Origin of the sequence: Algoriphagus terrigena DSM 22685, from assembly GCF_000429445.1 — a bacterium.
Classification (GTDB): domain Bacteria; phylum Bacteroidota; class Bacteroidia; order Cytophagales; family Cyclobacteriaceae; genus Algoriphagus; species Algoriphagus terrigena.
Genome location: NZ_AUBW01000033.1, coordinates 17,115 through 38,277, shown reverse-complemented (window position 1 = coordinate 38,277; position 21,163 = coordinate 17,115). Strand labels below are relative to the sequence as shown.

Genomic DNA, 21,163 nt, shown 5'->3' with positions numbered 1-21,163 from the left:
CGGCGGTGACTGGGGGTATAACCGGTGGCGCTGCCGGAACTGGAGCAAGTAACATTTCAGGGACTTTGGCCAACCCCTCCAACACCCCACAGACCGCTACCTATACCGTTACCCCTACTTCCGGCTCCTGTCCGGGCTCAACTTTCACCGTGACCGTAACGGTCAGTCCTAAACCCGCCGTTACCAACATGGCCACCACCGTTTGTAGCGGAGATTCATTTTCCCTTACTCCGGCCAACGGTACCAATGGCGTTATTCCAGCGGGCACAACCTATGCATGGTCCGCCCCGGCGGTGACTGGGGGTATAACCGGTGGCGCTGCCGGAACTGGAGCAAGTAACATTTCCGGAATATTAACCAACTCAACTAATTCTTCCCAAACTGCAACATATACCGTAACTCCTCTATCAGGAACATGTATTGGTACTCCATTTACAATTACCGTTACCGTAGACCCAATAACTGCAATCTCCACTCCCCCTGACCCAAATAACTATGAAGCCTGTTTTGGAGATGGTTTTAGTCAGATTTCTGTATCTGCGACAGGAGGAGGAACACTTACCTATCAATGGTTCAGGAATATTGCCAATTCAAATTCAGGAGGCACTCCTGTTTCGGGTGCAACCTCTGCTACTTTCATTCCTCCTTCCACACCCGAAGGAACATCGTATTATTATGTAGAAGTCACGGGAAATTGCGGGACTGCTATCTCTAACCCAACAGGCTCTTATGAGGTTTTTCCTTCAATTACACAAATCATCACAAGTCCATCAATCGGTGACCAAACAACCTGCGTAAACGGCCTTGCTTTCACTGAAATAAGTGCCTCTGCCTCTGGTGCTGGAACGGTTACCTATCAATGGTATAGTAATGCTTCAGCATCCAATACAGGAGGAGTCAAAATTTTAGGAGCTACAGATCCTAATTTTACCCCTCCAAATATCGCTGTAGGAACACTTTATTACTATGCAACCGCATCAAGTGATTGCGGCACAGTTCCTACTAATGTATCCGGAGCATTTACAGTGACCCCCCTAACAGAGATTACCAGTGAATCACTCAACGGTCAATTAGTTTGCGATGGGGTTCCATTCACCGACATTTCCATATCCGCTATTGGAACTGGCACTGTTACCTACCAATGGTATAGCAATTCTACTAACAGTAATTCAGGGGGGACTAGTATCTCTGGGGCAAACGCTTCAAGTTATTCTCCACCGGCGACGGCGCCAGGAACCACTACTTACTACTATGTAGTGGTACAAAGCGATTGTGGCACAGATGACGTTTCGTCTGTCTCAGGCGCCTTTGCAGTCAATCCACTTCCGACTCCTACGTTTGTTGCTCCGCCGACAGCGGCTGTTTGCGTTGGGGCTTCGGTCACCTATACTACTCAACCCGGCCAATCAAATTATGTTTGGTCTGGGTTCGGCACCGCAGGGACAGATTATACTATCACATCAGGAGGCCTTGGGGCTACAAACAATACTGTAACGCTTACTTGGTTGGGGGCCGGCACAAAAAATATATCCATACTCTACACCGATCCCAATAATTGTACCGCTACCACACCAGCCACCAATTCGCTAGTTGTAAATGCGTTACCTGCTCCTACATTTACTACTGCTCCAGCAGCACCGGTTTGTGCAGGCTCTTCGGTGACCTACACTACCCAATCTGGCGCTGGAGAGTCAAATTATGCCTGGTCGATTCCGGGAACGTCTGGCACAGACTATACGATTACATCCGGTGGAATTGGCACTTCAGATCCTACAGTAACCCTTACGTGGGTGACTTCCGGAACTAAGAATGTATCCGTTTCTTACACCAATTCGAATGGATGTACAGCCACAACTCCAGCCGCTAGTTCTCTTACGGTAAATCCGCTGCCCATTCCCACATTCATCACATCCCCCAGCCCATTAGTCTGCGTTCAGCAAGGGGTGACCTATGCAACCCAAGCCGGGAAATCCAATTATATCTGGAATATCCCGGGTACGCTTGGAGTAGACTACACTATCAGTGCTGGTGGCTTTGGAAGCACTAGTCCGACCGCTACTATCCAATGGCTTACTCCTGGTACGAAGAATGTCACGGTGAGTTATTCAGAACCAACCACAGGATGTGTGGCTACGACTACCGCAAGCTCAACCACAGAAGTGGAGCCATTTGCCGTTGTCGGCACTCCTTCCATTCCCTTTCCGAGCGTCTGTATCAGCAATCCAACACTGATTCAATTTACTCAGTCAACCGCTGGCGTTACTGGAATCGGGGTACCAACAGGATTGCCTGCGGGAGTAACAGCGGTTTTCAACTCGCTTACTGGCAATATCGAGTTTTCCGGGAGTGTCAGTGGAGCCACCACCCAACTTTATACCTACAGCATTCCTCTGATAGGCAATTGCATCAACGGGTTAACGGCAACAGGCACTATAGATGTTACCCCGAACTATTTGCTTACCTCCGTGACCTCAGTCTCTGCTTCTTCGGTAGGCGGGCAAGCTTCAGTCACCATAAGTGGTGACCCAACTATATTGGTGGATGGCCTGTATGAAATCACTTACCTGCTGAATGATGATCTTGGTGGTACCCAGACCGGCATTCCAGCTACAGTTCAAATTAGAAACGGAAAAGGCACTTTCCGAACAGGGGCATTAAATAACCCTAGCGTCAAGGTCTATGAATTGATCATTGAGTCTATCAAAAAAGACACAGATGCTTGTACGGTAGATTTGGACACTACGTCAGCGGACAATAACACCTTCTTTAGTGTTTGTGGTGCCACTTTTACCGCAAGCAGCACTTTCTATGTGCCAGCTGGCATTACAGAAATTACCGTACAAGTATGGGGCGGAGGAGGCGGAGGAGCCGCCAAGAACGGTGGATCCGGTGGAGGCGGTGGTGGATTTTCCACCAAGACCTTTAACGTTAATCCAGGGCAAACGATAGGCATTGTTGTAGGAAAAGGTGGAGTTGGAGGAAAAGTGGCAAGTGGAGGCACCCCTTCTACCGATGGGGGAGCCAGTTATATTGTGCTCGATTCAAATAATCCAAGCGCAACTTCTGCTTACGCCAGTGGAGGAAAAGGCGCAATAGGAGGTATCCCCGGATTGGGAGGCACAGGAATTACAGAGAATGGAAGTATCGGGAAGATGCCAGTTAGTAGCGATTTCGGTGGTGACGGCGGTGACGCGGGTGGATCTCCCGGATCAGGTGGCTCTGGCGGAAATCAAACAAATGGCGGCTCTGGCAAAGGAGTCGGTGGTGGAGGCGGTGGCTCCGGCAAAAATAATAATGGAGGAGATGGAGCAGATGGCTTTGTACTTATCTCCTATTCATGTCCTGATGCGGATAAAACCGATTGCATTGAAGTGATAGATGATGGAGCGCGATCCGGTACAACCATTATCGAATTTATCTGTGATACTCAATGGAATGCTCCACAGGGACTCACTGACTTTACTGTCCATGTTGGCGCAGCCGGTGGTGGTGGTGGCGCAGGTTATGGAGCAGGCGGAGGAGGAGCAGGAGGAATGGTTTCTCAAACTTTCGATGTTTCAAATCCATATGGTTTGCCTGCAGGGTCAAATTATAATATAAATGTCGGAGAAGGTGGAGACGGTGCTTCTGCCATTAATCAACGTGGAATCAATGGTGGATTTTCTTCCTTCTCTGGTACTCTGGACGGCAATGCTATCAACATCTTGGTCCCTGGCGGCGGAGGCGGTGGTTCCTTTGCTAGCCTTCTTGGGGGTGACGGTGCATCAGGTGGCGGTGGTGGCGCTAAACCTAATGATGCAAGCGCAGGGGGATTTGGAACTGGCGGAATAGTCTTGCCTTATACCCATTCGGGCACAAACGTCACGGTCTATTTAGGCAATAAAGGAGGGGCAGGGGAGTTTAGTAACAGTCAAAACTCTGTTGCCGGCGGTGGGGGATCCGGAATTATCCAAGATGCAGATGGCATAGGCGGAAGCGGTAAGGCTGCTGGCAACGGCCAAGGTGAAGGAGGCAAAGGCGGAGATGGAATCGCAATTGTCATCGGAGGATATTCGTTACCGTACGGAGCAGGAGGTGGAGGAATCGGTGAATACTTTAACGGAACAGAGAAAGTCGGTAGAGGAGGATCTGCTGCTGGCGTAAAAATCGGTGGAGACGGAAACCTTTCCAAACCTATAGCAATTGGAGGTGCAGGAAGAGATAAATCAGGTTCGGGCGGTGGAGCAGGTTACAATGGCGGCGGAAAAGGCGGAGATGGCATCGTAATAGTTACTTATTATAACTATAAAATTCTAGGAGTAGAATACCGATATTTCACCGCTAGCTATGATTCTCAAAACAGAACCGGAAATCTGAAATGGTCCACCGCTAAAGAATGGGATAATTCCCATTTCGAAGTCGAGCGCGCGGTCAACGACACGAAGTCTTGGGAGACCATCGGGCAAGTAACAGGTGCTGGGTATTCCGATCAGCCTGTCGATTATTCCTATCAAGACATCAATTTGCCGCTGGCGGGGGGAAACATCTTCTACCGATTAAGACAGGTCGATTTCGATGGCAAATTTTCTTATAGTGTGACCCGGGCCATTCAGGTAGAACCTGTGGTCGGAACCACCTACTGGCGAGTCTATCCTAATCCGACTACAGGCGATCCGATCAATCTGGAGATGCTGGATACAGGGTCATACAATGACGAACCGGTCACGGTCAGAGTGATTTCCGTCTCTGGTCAGTTTGAGGTAGTTGAATCAAAAGCAGGTACCATCTTGGGTCAGCAAGTCTCGGATGTATTAAGAAACAAAGCGGCCGGGATTTACACGCTGGAGATCAGCTGGGGCTATAATATTGAGTATCATAAAGTGATCTTGAGGAGATAGACATACAATCCCAGCCCAAAACATCATTCCAAATGGACTTTGCACCTCCATTTGGAATGATTTTCTTTCGAATTCCCGGGACTTACCGGAAAGGATCGGGCTAAGGCCCAAAACTGCTCTGTTTTCTTCGCCAGCTTAAGCTGAAGAGAATTGACAAGTGAATCGCTGAAAGGTTTCCCGATTTTTACAGTCCGCAGACTTGATAGAATGGGCGGGTTAACAACTCAATAACAAATCCTCAGAATCTGCTATTCTGAGGCGCGGGGACTTTTGCTACAGCAATGCCAGATGGATCCGCGTAAATCCTACGTTGAAGGTCCGTTATTGAAGAGTTTATCCTAATCGACACGGGACATCTGATCAACTCAGAGACGCTCAATATGGAAATTACAGTGAGGAGAAAATCACGTGGGCCTAATTTCTGTCATGTTGTGTCTGAAGTGCTTGAGGATCCTCTCCAGCAAAACTGAGTGGACAAATTTCATCAATATTGGGAAGAAAAGCAGCAGGACTCTACACATTGGAGATTAGCTGGTCATTCTTTAAAGAATACCATAAGATTATTCTAAAGAGATAATCGATATTATAAGCAGCATCCCAGATTAATATACATTGAATCTGTTAAAAATTAGTTGTAAGGGATTTCAGTTCAAATTAATGTGTATCTGGGATCAATTTTACATTGATTTATTTTACATATAGTAATTTATATTTCAATACTTTTTTAATGCAATTGGCATTTTGCCTACACTGCTTTCAATTTATCGGCTAATTCCCTGCTACGTATTTTCGAAAATCTAACAGCCTATCTCTCAAACGGCTTGTCCCGCAAGTTCGTATGCGTTCGCATGCTATTTGCGCTTTTTTTAGCGTCTAGACCCCTCTGCGCTCTCTTTTGCAGATAAAAAGAAGCTAGGCATCATCTAATTCACCAGTGATGACAAACAGATTTTTATGCCTTTTTTTGATTCTTTTTTATGTTCAATCGTTTGGAGGAGATGCATACGGCCAAGTCTATACCACCACGGGCAACAGTACCGATTGGAATAGTCCGGCTGCCTGGACTAGAACCAACCCAACCGGATGTGCGATTCAAAACGGCGGCCCTCCCCCACCACGGACTCTTAACCCCGGCAACGCCTGTCCTGTAAAAATCATCATCAACCACCCTATTACTTTCACGGGAAATAGCTCAATTGGCGGCGGATTCATGGATTCCCTGATTGTAAATACCGGGGGAAATCTGACTTTCACCGGAAATTTGGATGTCACAACCAACGAATTTCAACCGAGCGTTGGAGCCTTTTCATTCACGATCAGAGGAGGAGGAGTCTTGCGTGTGAACGGTAGCGTCACAAACCAAAATGCAACGTCAATTAGGATTCAAAACGCGGCGCAATTTAGCATTGGGGGAAATTATATTACTACAGGGTCATCCTCCTCACTGAATGTAGACGCTACTTCAAGCTTAACCGTGGGAGGATCTACTACCATCAACTCAGCCCATTCGCTGAGTGTAACGGGAAATTTTGCGACTAATACGCTGAGCACTGGCGGAGGAGGTGCTATCGTATTTAATGGTGCCTCAACAATATCTGTCGCCACCACCCTATCCCATATAAACGGATCTATTACGATGTCCTCCACCTCGAATCTATTTGTTGGGGGTAACCTGGACATGAACGGGAGTGCTGTTCTCAACCTATCAGGAGATACTGACATCAAAGTTCTGGGAAATTTGAATCAATTAAATGGAATTATCAACAATGCCGGAAATGGAGATATCAGGATTGATGGAAACATTACTATGTCCGGAGGAGGTATTTATAATGGACTGGATAACAGCCATATCCAGGCCAACGGAAATCATATTATCAATTCCTATAACCCGGTTAATCTCTCATCTAACGCAAAATTTGTCGCTTTAGGCGCTCAAACGGGTGGTTGGGGAGGAGCTTCTTTAAGTGGAAATTCTTGCTACACCTCAACCAACCGCCCTAATTCACTATGCCTTCCCTGCCATACTCCTTACACTGCTAACTCATCCTTCTATGTGCCTGCCGGAGTTACCCAACTTACGATTGAACTAGTGGGGGGCGGTGGAAGAGGTGGAAACAGGACTTCAAATGGTAGAGCTGGCGGAGGGGGTGGCGGAGCATATTCCAGGATTATAGTAGCTGTCACTCCCGGTGAGACTTTGGGAGTCTTCGTCGGATCCGGCGGAAACCAAACCAACCCAAATGGCGGAACCTCTTATGTAACCCGAGATCCGTCTCTACCCATAGAAACTGGGAGTATCGTGTTTGCCCGAGGGGGCAACACCGGTGCTGACGCCGGTACAGGTGGTATTGGAGGAACGAGAGACAGCCGGACCCTTTCTTTTGCTGGAGGAAACGGTGGCAATGCATCCAACTCAGGAACGCTCGGGTCCGGTGGAGGTGGATCCGCAGGTGGCAGCAACGGAATTGGCAACAATGGAGGGATACTCACCGGGGGTGCAGACCCCTCGGGCATTGGAGGTTCCGGCGGTGCTGGCACGGATGCTGATGCAAATGGTTCAACCCCGGCGGCAGGCTTTGGTGGAGGTGGAGGAGGCGCAAGAAGAAATAATGTCTTACCTAACCGAACTGGGGGATCTGGCGCATCAGGGTACGTAATTATTTCCTATACATGCCCCACGAACACTCCATGTTCAAGATATTTAAATTTTGGAACAAACAGTGGACTGACAGTAATTGAGTACATATGCTCCGGAGTTTGGAACGCTCCCGAAGGACTCGAAGAATTTTCAGTGACTTCTATCGGCGGTGGTGGCGGTGGTGGATTCGGCTCATCCGCAGGCGGGGGCGGTGGGGGCGCTGTCGTATCCCAAACTTTCTCCGATATCAATCAGCAGCCGGCCAGCCCACCAACTCGGCCCATTCCGATCACCTATGGATTGCCCGCCAACACCAGTTTCAATGTAACGGTAGGAAATGGAGGAAATGGAGCCACAAGTGCAGCAAGGAGCTCAAATGGAGGAGTCTCGGGATTTTCAGGAAATTTTGTAAACTATGCAAATACCACTGTTAGTTTTACCTCGGTCGCATTGGGTGGGGGTGGGGGTGGCAGCAGTCTTGCAACGTCCAGGAATGGATTGGCAGGCGGATCCGGAGGCGGCGCAGCACGACAAGGTTCTACCAGCGGAACCGGAGGACCTCGTGGGGCCACCGGTCTGACAAACGCGGGAGCAAATGGCAGAGTTTCAATTGGCACTGCTCAAGGAGGCGGGGGCGGTGGAGCTGGTTCGGCTGGGCAGGAAGGTACTAGTTCTCCTCTCGGCATTGCGTTTTCGACAGGAGGAAATGGTGGTAACGGTGCTTTGATCTCAGTACCAAATATCAGAGTTGCTGGTGGAGGAGGAGGAACCTCAAGTGGAGGCACTATCAACACTCCTGGTTCAGGCGGGTCAGGTGGTGGTGGCAATGGAAATAACAACGGAATTGGTGTCGCCGGCACAGCAACCACTGGTTCAGGCGGTGGCGCGGGACGTGACGGAGGCGGAAATGGCGGATCAGGAAGTGTTTATATCTCCTACGCGAACTTCCGTATCCTCCCTGTCGAATACCTGTACTTCAATGCGAAATACAATCCGGGCTTCCGCTCCGGTGATCTGACGTGGGCGACTGCCAAGGAGTGGGAAAACGACCACTTTGAGATCGAACGATCTGTCAATGATGTGAAGAATTGGGAAACCATCGGCCAGATAAAAGGTGCAGGCTATTCCGACCAGCCAGTGGACTACTCTTATCAGGACATGACACTGCCACTTGCGGGTGGCAACATCTTCTACCGACTGAAGCAAGTTGACTTTGATGGAGACTCGACGTATAGCGACACCAAGTCCATTCGGGTAGAAGCTATGCCGGGGGACTCTTATTGGAGAGTCTATCCTAATCCGACTACAGGAAATCCAATAAACGTTGAGCTATTAAATACCGGAATCTATCACGACGAACTGGTAACGGTGAGAATCATCTCCCCTACCGGGCAATATGATGTCATCGAATCCAAAGTGGGGAATGCCCTCAATGCATTGGTATCCGATCATTTCAGTACCAAAGCGGCAGGCATCTATACGTTCGAAATAAGTTGGGGCATCTATCGGGAATACCACAAAGTGATCCTGATGAGGTAAGGGCTACTGGACGGAAGACGGGTGTCTGAGTTGGGGTTCGAAAAAGCTGCATAGGAGCGGAATATTTGTAACCTGAGGTTTTAACCTCAGATAAATGCCGGTAGCCGTGATCCGTTTTGGCGCAAGGTGTCTGCGCACAGACCCTCACTTTCCACCGCCTTCTCTCGCTCGTTTTTAGCAGTTTAAACACCAATTTACTCACTTTCAAAAATATTTTTACGGCCAAAAAAGGGGCGCAAAACACCCTAGTAGACCTAATACAATATTGAAACTTCGATTAACATACTTTTTTATAGATATGAAATACCTTTTTTCCATGATTCAATATTTTATATCGTATTTACGGCAAAACAATATGTTTTAATCTAAGTCAAAAAAAATCAACTTTAACAATGACTGTTTTGAATACATAATAATGCTTTTGAAATCATTTTTTTTACTCTTACCTTTGCGGCATGAAAATTTGCCTGCCTTTCATCGTCCTACTCTTCTTCGTCTCTTTCAACCGATCTGAAGCGCAAACCTTCACGTCCACAAAGAACGGAGCTTGGAATTCTGCCGATACGTGGACCGCAAGCAACCTCTGTAGCCCCAGCTTCAGCTCCCCACCGCCCACTGAAGGCTACTATCCACAGTGCCCTATCGACATTGTAATCGCCCACTCGGTAACATTCTCCGGAAACTCAGCATTTGGTGCAGGCTACTTCCGATCCATTACCGTGAAAGCCGGCGGGACCCTAAGATTCAACAATGACTTTGTTCTTTCCACAGGCGGATCGCAGTACACAATGAAAGTGTCGGTAGAAAACGGAGGGAAGATTGAAGTGCTGAACGGCTCATTCAAGTTTCAAAGAAACGCACTCGTGGACATTCAGTCAGGAGGGATCGTTTCTGTCAAAACGCTCGAAGGTGGGGGCGGAAACGGAGGAACCCTCGAAGTAAAATCCGGCGGGACGTTTTCTTCTTCAAGCCTGATCAACCTAAACAATGGATTAAGACTTAAGATCGCCGGGACACTCAATGCAAACAAACTGACTTCACAAGGCGACGGAAACGAGATACAAGTCTTTGGCGAGGGCAAATTCAATGCATCCAGCGACGTCAATATCAATGGGCTGCCCTTTACCGCATCAGAGCAATCCGCCATTAAAATCGGAGGGGACCTCACCGTCACCAACTCCGGTGACTCAAGGCTATACATCAAAGGGAACAGCAACTTTCAGGTGACTGGCAAAACCAGCATTGCAAATCTCTTCCAAGCTGGGGACAACTCCATCGTAATCCTGTCCAAAGACGTAGCGATCTCAGGATCAGGAGCAGCGCTGCTTGAAGTCAAAAATCAGGGGGAGGTACTCATCAATGGAAATCTAACAAAGCAACAATGGTCCGGTGGCATCACCGTCCAAAACAGTGGACAACTCGTCATCTGCGGCGGCCCTTCAGGAGCAGAGTCAGGACTCTACCCTCCTACATCCTACGCCAATATGAACATCGCTCCGAGCCCGGCATTCTATGGAGGCTGCAGGATTATGCCTGTGGATTTCGTTTACTTTAATGCAACCCTTGACGGGCCGGGTAGAAAAGCAAATCTGGCCTGGACCACCGCCAAAGAATGGCAAAACTCCCACTTTGAGATCGAACGCTCCGTGGACAACATTCAATCTTGGGAAGCTATCGGGGAGGTATCCGGAAATGGCTTCACGGACTCGCCGACCAGCTACCACTTCACGGACAGCAATTTACCAACTCATGGCGGCAGGGTATTCTATCGTCTGAAGCAAGTGAACTTTGACGAGACGTCTTCCTATTCCATTACCCAAGCGATTCAAGTTGAAGCGCTAGCGGGGCAGATGAACTGGGCAGCTTATCCAAACCCTACTGACGGGACACAGTTTAGGCTTGAACTCAAAAACCAGAGCTTGGCAAAAGACTCACCGATCTATGTCATGCTGAGCACCACATGGGGACAGCAAGAGCTGTTTCAGGCCCGTTCTATCGATGAAATCAACGCATCACTGCAAGCATCCCTCACTCAAAAAATCTCCGGAATCTATGTGATCAAGGTGATGTGGGGAGAAGCCTCGGAGACATTAAAGATCATCAAAAACTAGGATATGCAAGATAGGTGTTCAGCCTCGCAGGGGGATGAACCTCAAATCATCTGGACAGAATATTAGTTTGCCAGGACGGTGAAAATCAAGTAATTTCGCCGTTCAAAGAAGGAAATCGGGCCAAAAATAAAATATAATTCCTTTTCGTGTCAATAAATAACATTAATGCAACCACGTAATACTAATCACATGAAAAAGCATCTCCTTGCTCTTCTTCTTGCCACAGGGATTCTCAGCGCCTGTCAGGATAGTGAAGATCCAGAAACCATCATCATCCGCACGGACAGTCAAACGCTCAGTGAGCGGATTTCGCTGGATGGTACGGGTGTGGTCGCGTTAATCGACCCAAACGCTCCCTCGGGGAGAATTATGGAAAGCTCGTCTGACCTCCCTTTGATCCTCATCTCTCAAGTTCCGGGACCAGTCTATGACGGACAGACGCTCCGCGCGACACATGTGGATATTGAGGGAGACTACGCCTACGTGGGCTATAACCTCGAAGGAGACCGATACCTCGGTGCTGTGGAGATTTTCAACATCTCAGATGCATACAAGCCGGTAATCGTTTCTCAGGCAATCTTCACCGATGCAGAGGTGAGTTCCCTGGAGTTTGCCAATGGTACGTTGTACCTGGCTATGGCCGTAGACATCGACGGTTCTCAAGAAGTGAGTTCACCGGCCAACTTGGCCTCAGTATCCGTTTCAGGAGGGAATTTTACATCCGGCTTTAGCTTTACCTCCATCGAAGGCTTCGTTGCTACAGATGTCACCCGCACACAAAACTCCACAGCAATCACCAGCGGCAATCCTGGCATCTTGGGGCTCGCGGATAATGCCGGAAACATCACCAACCAAATGGAAATGGAAGATCTTAGAAGCGTCGCTTTTGGAAATGATCGCCTGGCTGTCCTAAGCGGGGTCAATGGAGCTACTATTCTTAACCCAAGCAACCTATCCACTACAGCTACCATTTCGTTGCCAGCAGCTACGCCTGAGGCCAAGCGTACGATTGCAATCAACAACAACCGTGTTTATATCGCCGAGGGGGCAAATGGAGCCGGAATCTATCGACTGGACAACGGAGCCGAACTCGCAAAACTTCCCATCCCGATCAATCCCGCCGACACTGACCCGGGAGATGTAGTTACCAACGCGGTATCGGTGGATAACTCACTGCTGTTTATGGCTAATGGCGCCGCCGGGGTTTCCATCTCTGACGTGACTAGCACAGACGACATCAAATCCTACGGGATCATCGATCTGGACGGCTCTTCCAACTTTGTCAGAAACGAGGAAAACTTTGTATTCGTGGCCACAGGGACAGGCGGACTGCAGATCCTGAAAATCAACGAAAAAGAATCAGATCCAACAGAAACAGCCTGCGCTTCTCTTCCCGCATATCCGGGCGATTATTGGCTCAATATCAACAGCAATGAAACCAAAGCCTACGGAGGCGCTGCTTCCATTGGGGGTGTCAACAACAACTCCAACTTTCTTTTCTGCGGTTCGCTGGCAATCCTGGAACAGTTCAACCTGAATGGAAACTCCGTCACGGAAGTCTATGGAGCCCTAGCCTTTGGCCGATATAACGGTGGTACGACGATGAACGTCAACTCCACCCTGAAGCTGTCAGGATCTATCGTGATCTACGGAGACCTCAACCTTAACAGCGGAGCAAAACTTGAATTTGTCGGAACAGGCAACTCGATCACTATCTATGGCCGGGTCAACAAAAACAGCGGAGTGACCATCACCGGTGACTACACTGACACCGAAGGCAAGCTGAAATAATCATTTGAAGTCCTATGTGCAAAAGGCATCCTGATCGGGATGCCTTTTTTTTATTAAAAAGGAATTGGCCCAGCTCACCTTTCACGCTGCTCTTCCCTCCTCTTCGGCATCTTCGCACGCCCAAATCCAAGTGTCCCCCTCAGCCCACTGAACGTCGCCTTCCACCAAGCACTGAACACAAACTTCCGCTTATCCCGTTCCTGATAAATTTTGCGCTTGACGACTCTTGACGACAGTCCGCGAGGGTTCGAGTTTTTCGCAAAAAGATTGGCTCCAAAGGTGTAAAGCTTCAGTTTCCCCAAGCCTTGGTTGAGAGTGAGCGAGTCCAAAAACTGGATCTTCAAATTGGTATAACCAAACTCCATCACCCCCCTTGCCTCGTCCTCGTCCAGTCTAAACTCCCATTTCCCATCCGTCACCGTGCCGTCCATGGCTTTGACGAAAAGGGTTTTGGAAAGAAAATCGTTGGCTTCTTCAAAGGCAAACCTGTTCATACTGACGTTAACATCCATCGGGTACTTGGGCTGGAAGTACATCAGAGCTTCCAGATTCACCTCAGAAGTATCCATGATATAAGCCTCGATACCAAGCCTGAGCTGATCCAGGGGATAGTCCTGCTCCGGCTTTCTCAGATAGAATGGCACCATATCCAAGTTGATCCGATCAAAAGAGATCATACCCGGAACCAAGCTCTTTGGTCCAAACTCATAGTAACGGACCCGGCCATTTCTCACCCGAAGTGAAACCAGATCTGCATTGATCCCTGCGTTTTCCAGCATAAACTGGGGCATCGGTTTTTGCGCCGAGCTGTCGATCGGAATTCTCTTGTCTCTGAAAAGATCCACCATGGGATCTTCCACAATCAGCTCACTCGCTTTAAGCAGATTTCCCTCGAGGTAGCTCACCAGATCGATCTGGTTGACACGCACAGCTCCGATCCGTGCAGTCACCGCATCGGACTGATAAGGCAGCTTCCTGAGCAAGCCGTAATTCCCGTCGACAGGACGATAATAGATCTCCTCCAAAACCAAGTTGCCCTGGCTATAGTCAACACTGCCTATGTCGACCTTGTATAAGCTGTCAGGGGTGACAATCGAGTAATCTTTCAGGCCGAACTGGGCGTTCTTCTCGGCTAGCGTTTTAAGATCCAGAGACTGATCACTTTCCAGAAGATTCAGATTTAAGCCCTTGGCATTGATTGAGATTTCTTTAAAATCAAGTCTGGGAATCGGGCCCTGTCCCTTCTTGTGAACGACCATCTCCCCGTTTTCCAGCAAAAAATCTCCTAGCAGGATCGAATGGATCAGCGAAGTAGCCGATTTGACTTTGATTTCCTTTTGCTCCTTTTTGACTTTGGCCGTGTCGAGGTAGAGGTTAATCTTTGGATTCACCAATCGCAACTCGCGCAGGTCAAAGATCCCCGTGTCCTGCATCTCTGCCAACCGGTTGTTTTTCAATATCACCTGGTCAATCTTGGCGTCCAAAACCGGATTTCCTGGCCTCCCAAACTGATCTTTCGGAGTAAGATAGAAGTCGGAAAACACGATCTCTTCTTTCTGCGTACCTACCTCCACGGTAGAAAATCCCAGGGTATGGACACTGTCCGGCAGTGCAAATCTGAATTCGTTCAGGCTCAGGCTCACTTCATCGTACAGGCTGCCGACGTCTTTGCTCGCGGTAATTGCCGAATCGAGCTTAAACCCGCGGATCAGCAGACCGAAGTCTGTCTCAATAGAATTGACCGGAGATTCACCAAGCTGATAGTTGATCGAGAGCCTTGAGTTGCTGGTCTGGATCGTATCGATCAAGATCTCTTCCAGGGATTTTCTCCGTACGCTCTCCGGTCCTTGGGACTTGGCTGATGCAGGTTTTGTGGCTACTTCCCGGTCGATCCCGATTTCGATCTGTCCCCCGTCAATCTCCAGCTTATTGAGATCCAGTCGGTTTTCGAACAGAAACTGCTCGATATCCACCCCTTTGAAGTCCACTCTTGGGAGACGCAGACTTAGCTGGATTCTTCCCGGAAAATCCGCATTGGGTGTCAGTATCAGATCTTTCACTTCGATCGACTGCTTAAGGGAATTGTACTGGAGTTGATCTGTCGTCACTTCATATTTCCCTCCTCCCAGGCTGAAGGAGTATTTATTGAATACCAAGTCTATCTCATCCGAAAAAAACGTCTTATCATTGGAAATTGCAGCATCCTGATCCAAGACAAAATTCTTCAGGCTGAGTGAAAAGTTGTCCTCCTCGAAACTTGAACGCTTGCCTTCGACAAAACTCTGATAGCTGATCCGCGCCTTGTCCAGACCGACCGTATCGACGGCTATCGCCTTAAAGTATCCCAACAGAATCTCCCTAAGATCATCATTTGAACCAGGGGAATCGCCACCGGCAGACGCCGTTTTGTTCCGATAGGTAGTCACCGAAAACACCGGACTTGGCATTAATATCCGATGCACAAACAGCTTCTCCTCATAGAAAACCGCCTTGATATCTACCCCCTCAGCCCGGAAAACAGGGACGGAAAAATCAACTGTCGAGGTTTTACCATAGGTATCAAGTGCCGTCTGAATCTGATCCTGGTTTTCGGGCTGGATGGTCAGATTCTTGACTTCAAGCAGCTGGCCTTTGGAATCAATCGTGAGCTGGTCAGCCAGGATGATATGCAGGTTGTCCTTCAGCTTCAGGCGGTATTTGTCCAACCTCAGAAATATCTCATCGAGTTGAACCTGCTCCTGGATTTCGGTTGAGATATTAGGCTGAAAAAGGATATTGTCCAGCCTAAAGCTGAACCGCTCAAATCCAATGTCATTCCTCTGTTGTCCTCCTGCCCCGACAAACTGGATCGTACCGTCCTCGACTTCAAAAGAGCCGACGGAAACCTCATTCATAAATCCTCCTACGATCTCTCCCAATAGAGCCTGATCTCCTTTGTCAGCCCTTTTCCTGATCAACTCCGTGTACTCGATCTGCGGCCGCAAAATCTTGATCTGTTCCGCATGGAAAATGCCCGCGTTATACATGTCTCTCAGACCCACCTCTTCGATAGACAACTCCGCCAGCGAGAGCTTCAGGAGTTTCTCGGGGTCGTGGGAATCGAGTGCATCCGGCCTAGGCTGAATACTGAGGTTTTTGACAATCAACTCGTCTTTGAAAGAAGAAACGCTTACCACATCCCCTGTCAAAAGGTGGATTTCGTCACCGAGATAGATCCGGCTTCCCTTGATTTCCATCGCAGCATCTTCCCCGTAAAAAAATTGATCCACTTTTCGCAGGGAGTCGTCTCCGATGTAAAATCCCGCCATCTTAAAGTCCAGCTCGTCCAGCTCGATCCTGTTTTTGAGGGTGTCTACCACCTCTGATTTGATAAATCTACCCTTGTTGATCGACAGCTCTTTGATGGCGACAGACTCCAGGTTTCCTTTGATAAAATCATTCAGGTTGCCCGAGGCAGCGCTATCAGACGCCACTTCCGGATTGCTAAATACCCGCAGGTCGGGATTGTCCAGGATCAGCTCGTCGATATCGAGCACGGAGGTCATAAAAGCCTTGTTGAGATCCACATTTCCCACCCGTAGCTCTTTGAGCCCCACCTGATAGTAGGCCTTGCTCAGCTTGGATCGGTCTGGGGTGAGGTTCAGCAGATCAATCTCTACAAAATTGTCAAGAGAGGAAATATAGACCCGCTCAGCCCTGATCAGATGAATTCCGTCCGGCAATGGATAGACGACTTGCTCCAGTTCAAACTCAAACCCCTCGGCATTGAATGGCGTTTTCCATTCCTCCTGGGTCGAAAAATCAATGTTTCTGACGATCAGAGAGGTATTATCCGCCTTCAAATCGGATCTGCTCAGAAAGTTGGAAAAGAAGAAATTTGCGTGGTCGATCTCAACTTCCTCGATCAGAAGTCCGGTTAGATTTGCCCGCTGCACAGTCTTTCTGACCTCTTCTTCGAGCGCCTTGATCGGGGAGATTTTGTCTTCCGTAGTTCCTGCCACCATGCCGACAGCTTGCCCCGCCTTCGGATCAGTTCCGGGCAAATCCAGATTCACGGTCGGATTGTCTATATAAATCTTGCCAATGGTAAACTTCTTGTCAAAAAAATCATACCACAGCGCCCTGAATGCGATCTGATCCAGCGTGGCGTCAAAGAGCGCCTGGTCCTCCTTTCTGTTTTCTGGATTGACCGGATGAATCACTATTCCGTCCAGAAAAAATCCCCGGCGTAACAACGAAAAATTGAACCTGTTGAAATCTACGACATAGACATTCTTAGTCGCCTCATTGATCTTCCTCTGAGCATAACTCTTGAGGAAAATATTGGATCCGAAGTAGAGGATAAACTCAAGAAACAACAGGGAGAGCACGGCAATCATCCCGATGCGGAGAATTTTCCTTCGAACAGGATGGGCAAAATGTTTCTCCCGTTTCCCTGATTCCATAAAAGTGAAATAAGAATTAAGTATACAAAAGATAGCACAAAAAAGGCCAAAAACAGAAAAAGCAATGCTATGCATTGCTTTTTGGTGGCTGTAGGAGAAGGATTCGAACCTCCACGAGGCAGTTAGGCAGTAGTCCGGTTTGAATTACGCTTTGTGCTGAACTCCCCACCCCCGAGACAGGAGGGCTTGTCTGCCAATTTCAACATCCTACAATATGTCATTTTTTAATGGGGAGCAAGGACCAGTCTGCCCGTTGGCAGAGTAAGTCCTAACCCCCTGATACTCAAAAAGCTCTTACGAGCTTTCTGTAATCGATCAGATAGGTTTGAGAACTTTAATGCCCCAAAATTAGAAATACGATTGGTTTATTAAAATTTTGGCAAGTTTTATTTTCATTTTTTACATTATTCGCAAAATAACCTCCATATATACAACTCGGAGAAAATGAAGGCCTTCAAAATGAAGTTTTCGTTAAGAATTTGGCAATAGTCTAACAAAAAGCGTTTTACGCACGGTTAATTCTGAGATTAACCGGACGGACAGAATATTATTCGCCCGCGGAAAAAATAGGCAATAAAAAAACCATGAAATAAAATTTCATGGTTTTAGTCAATTAACAATAAACCCAAAATAACCTGCTGTAGGAGAAGGATTCGAACCTCCACGGAGTAGTTAGGCAAATTTACGAGCTCGCTAAATGCTTTATCCTATGACCTCCACCCCCGAGACAGGAGGGCTTGTCTGCCAATTTCAACATCCTACATTGTGTGAGGGATCTTTTATCCCTTTTGATGTTTCAAATATAGCAGGTCTTTCTTTAGTATTGAAAATTATTCAAAAAAATGATTGAATATTTACAGTATTTTTAATGATAACGATTGATTAATACAGATTAGATAAATGTAGCTTGGTTTTGAAGTGCTTTTTTAACGATCTGTTAATAAGGGGATGGTTTTTTACATTTTATCAATCAAACATGTCTTTTTATTGCCATATAATCATTAATAAAAGACTTTTGTTGCCTTTTTAGCAATTGTCTATTCGAAATTGACGTAGTTATCCCATTTCTCGAGTACCGCTGTAAAATCCCCCGGAAGCGGCGCTTCACGATAAAGACGCTCTTTAGTGACAGGATGTACAAAGCCCAAACTCATGGCGTGTAAGGCCTGACGCGGCATCAGATCAAAGCAGTTTTGCACAAAAGCTTTGTATTTAGCGAATTGCGTACCCTTTCGGATTTTATCTCCACCATACATCGCGTCGTTGAAAAGCGGATGCCCGATGTATTTCAAGTGTGCGCGGATCTGGTGGGTGCGGCCAGTCTCCAGGTTACACTGAATTAAGGTGACGTAGCGAAGCCGCTTCAGCACTTTCCAATGGGTCACGGCATGTTTCCCCTGACTTCCATCAGGGTACACATCCATTACCTTTCTGTCTTTGGCACTTCTACCCACATTGCCCCGGATAGTTCCAGAATCCCCCTCCAGTTCGCCCCAGACCAATGCGAGGTAGGTCCTTTCAATCGTATGATGAAAAAACTGCGCAGCCAATGGAGTCATTGCTTCCTCCGATTTGGCAATCACCAGCAGTCCGGAGGTATCCTTGTCGATCCGGTGGACCAGACCCGGCCGGCCCTCATTGCCTTTCATCTCGGGCAAATGCTGAAAGTGGTAGACGAGCGCATTTGCCAAAGTCCCGTTCCAGTTGCCCTGCGCCGGATGTACCACCATCCCGGGAGGCTTGTTGACGATCAGCAGACTTTTGTCCTCATAGACGATGTCCAGGGGAATATCCTCGGGAATGACCTCCGTATCCCTCCTTGGCTTGTCCATGAACACCTGGATATCGTCAAGCGGCTTGATGCGATAGTTGGACTTGATCGGTTTCCCGTTCACCAGTACGGTGTCATTCTCGATAGCCTGCTGAACTTTGTTGCGGGCGACATGGGCGATTTTTTCGGTGAGAAACTTGTCAATCCGCACCGGGGACTGGCCTTTGTCCACCAGGATTCGGTGGCGTTCAAACAATTCTAACTCGTCCTCTTCAAACTCTTCTTCGGGCTGTTGGCTCATGCAGCAAAAATAGAAGGATTGTCCCGTAACTTTGACAAAAGTCTTCGAATGCTTGACGCCGAGTCCACTCCTCTTCAATACCTGTCACACTCTCTTCTGTCAGAAAAAGAGGTTGAGCTGGCTGTGTTGAGACTGGACAAAGTGCATCAGGAGGTCTCAGGCAACAAATACTTCAAGCTCAAATACAATCTCGCGGAAGCTAAAAAGCTCGGAGAAAAAACCATCCTGACCTTCGGGGGCGCATTCTCGAACCATATCTATGCCACCGCATCCGCAGCGCACACGGCGGGATTTCACAGCATCGGGATCATTCGCGGAGAAGACGCAGACCGGGGAAATTCGACTTTGGCGCATGCCCAAAAAAAGGGAATGCAGCTGCATTTTGCGGATAGGGAAAGCTACCGGATGAAGAATTCCGCCGGTTTCCGGGAAAAGTTGAGAGCTCAATTCGGAGACTTCTACCTCATACCGGAAGGCGGCACCAATGAGATAGCGATCACAGGCACCAAAGAAATCCTGGATGAAGCCCATGCAATCTTCTCCCACGTTTGTCTGTCCATCGGCACAGGCGGGACCTTTGCCGGCTTGGCAGCTAGCCTTCGAAGCCACCAATGTCTAATCGGCTTTTCATCGCTGAAAGGCGACTTCATCTTCAGGGAGATCGAAGAATTGCTGACAAAATACCACATCCAATCTCCGGGAAATCTGGAAATCCGAACCGAGTATCACTTCGGCGGCTATGGGAAAACCAAGCCGGAACTGATCAATTTTATGCGCTGGTTTTATTCAGAATTTGGGATTCCGCTCGATCCGATCTACACCGGCAAGATGGCATTTGGAGTTTGGGATTTGGTAGAAAAAGATCATTTCCCCAAGGGATCAACCATCCTCCTGATTCACACCGGAGGACTTCAGGGCAATGCCGGATTCTTCGAGCAAACCGGGATCGATTTGCCTACTCTTTGACGGTAAAATAGTCCTCAGATTCCTGAGGGTGGATCGCGAGCACATTGGCCGTGACGAGTCTGACCAGCGTCTTTGAAGCCAAAAAGTGAGGAATCTTGGCCAGTTTGGAAAATTCCCGCAGTGTAATCCTCCCACTTTCTCCCACGGCTTTTATCAGGATTTCCTCCTTCCAGCCGTAAGTGAAGATCGTATCCCTGGGTATTCGTCCCTTCCTCAGCACTTCCCATACTTCTCTGCTGGCTTGGATACTTCGGTCCTGCACACGGACAAATGCCTGTTTTCGATTGGTGTCGAGCAAATAATGAGGCCGATCCGGGCTTTTCCCGATTCGAAAGACCGCGACCCCCTTCTTCTCCGACAGCTTCACCAAAAAAACCTCCACGGTCAAGGCTGGAAAAATCAGCTCCCGGATGGCTTTTTCCATCACAAAGATCTCCTCCTCGATGTAGCGCTGCCCACTGACCGTGCCATCATCGTCCACTCCGATCAGCAGATCACCTCCTTCGGTGTTAGCAAAGGCAATTATCTCACGGACTATCTTCTCCGGAAAAGCTGCCTTTTTCTTGAATTCAATCTTCACCCCTTCGCCTTTTGCGGCCAAGGCTTTCACCTCCTGAAGGGTCATAGTGTCAAAGGATATTGGTTTGTATTAGTGTTAAGTCAAGTATGACATATCCCAAAAACAGATCTCGACGCCGCTCGACCTGGCAAGCCTGTGTCACCT

General features: G+C 48.3%; 8 protein-coding genes and 1 tRNA gene. 5 read left to right on the top strand and 4 right to left on the bottom strand.

Annotated features, from left to right (window positions below; translation table 11 throughout):
• The 4 genes from G459_RS30565 to G459_RS0122415 form a co-directional block, all read left to right on the top strand.
• The coding region (locus G459_RS30565; RefSeq protein WP_157373414.1) for a glycine-rich domain-containing protein at window positions 1–4,877 on the top strand (4,877 nt) is incomplete at its 5' end.
• A gap of 937 nt (window positions 4,878–5,814) precedes the next feature.
• A complete protein-coding gene (locus tag G459_RS29970) occupies window positions 5,815–9,054 on the top strand; it encodes a beta strand repeat-containing protein (RefSeq protein WP_157373413.1) in 3,240 nt (1,079 codons plus the stop codon).
• A gap of 455 nt (window positions 9,055–9,509) precedes the next feature.
• Window positions 9,510–11,165: a T9SS type A sorting domain-containing protein gene (locus G459_RS0122420; protein WP_026969627.1), complete on the top strand. Its 1,656-nt coding sequence runs from the start codon at window positions 9,510–9,512 to the stop codon at window positions 11,163–11,165.
• Between the two features lie 189 nt (window positions 11,166–11,354).
• Complete coding sequence (locus G459_RS0122415) at window positions 11,355–12,956, top strand: LVIVD repeat-containing protein (protein WP_026969626.1); 1,602 nt, start codon at window positions 11,355–11,357, stop codon at window positions 12,954–12,956.
• 74 nt (window positions 12,957–13,030) lie between these two features.
• On the opposite strand, the gene G459_RS0122410 is transcribed toward G459_RS0122415, so the two are convergent.
• From G459_RS0122410 to G459_RS0122405, 3 genes are all read right to left on the bottom strand, one after another.
• Entirely contained in the window at window positions 13,031–17,401 is a 4,371-nt protein-coding gene (locus tag G459_RS0122410; RefSeq protein WP_026969625.1) for an AsmA family protein, read from the bottom strand.
• An 85-nt stretch (window positions 17,402–17,486) separates the two neighbouring features.
• Window positions 17,487–17,613: transfer RNA gene (locus G459_RS29965), tRNA-Asp, on the bottom strand.
• Between the two features lie 825 nt (window positions 17,614–18,438).
• Window positions 18,439–19,473 carry an RluA family pseudouridine synthase gene (locus tag G459_RS0122405; RefSeq protein ID WP_026969624.1) on the bottom strand — a complete coding sequence of 345 codons (1,035 nt, stop codon included), beginning with the start codon at window positions 19,471–19,473 and terminating at the stop codon, window positions 18,439–18,441.
• Between the two features lie 48 nt (window positions 19,474–19,521).
• Between G459_RS0122405 and G459_RS0122400 the strand changes: the two genes are divergently transcribed.
• Complete coding sequence (locus G459_RS0122400; RefSeq protein WP_026969623.1) at window positions 19,522–20,439, top strand: 1-aminocyclopropane-1-carboxylate deaminase/D-cysteine desulfhydrase; 918 nt, start codon at window positions 19,522–19,524, stop codon at window positions 20,437–20,439.
• On the opposite strand, the gene G459_RS0122395 is transcribed toward G459_RS0122400, so the two are convergent.
• Entirely contained in the window at window positions 20,429–21,064 is a 636-nt protein-coding gene (locus G459_RS0122395; protein ID WP_026969622.1) for an AlbA family DNA-binding domain-containing protein, read from the bottom strand. The two genes, G459_RS0122400 and G459_RS0122395, sit on opposite strands and share 11 nt — an antisense overlap.
• Between the last annotated feature and the right edge of the window lie 99 nt (window positions 21,065–21,163).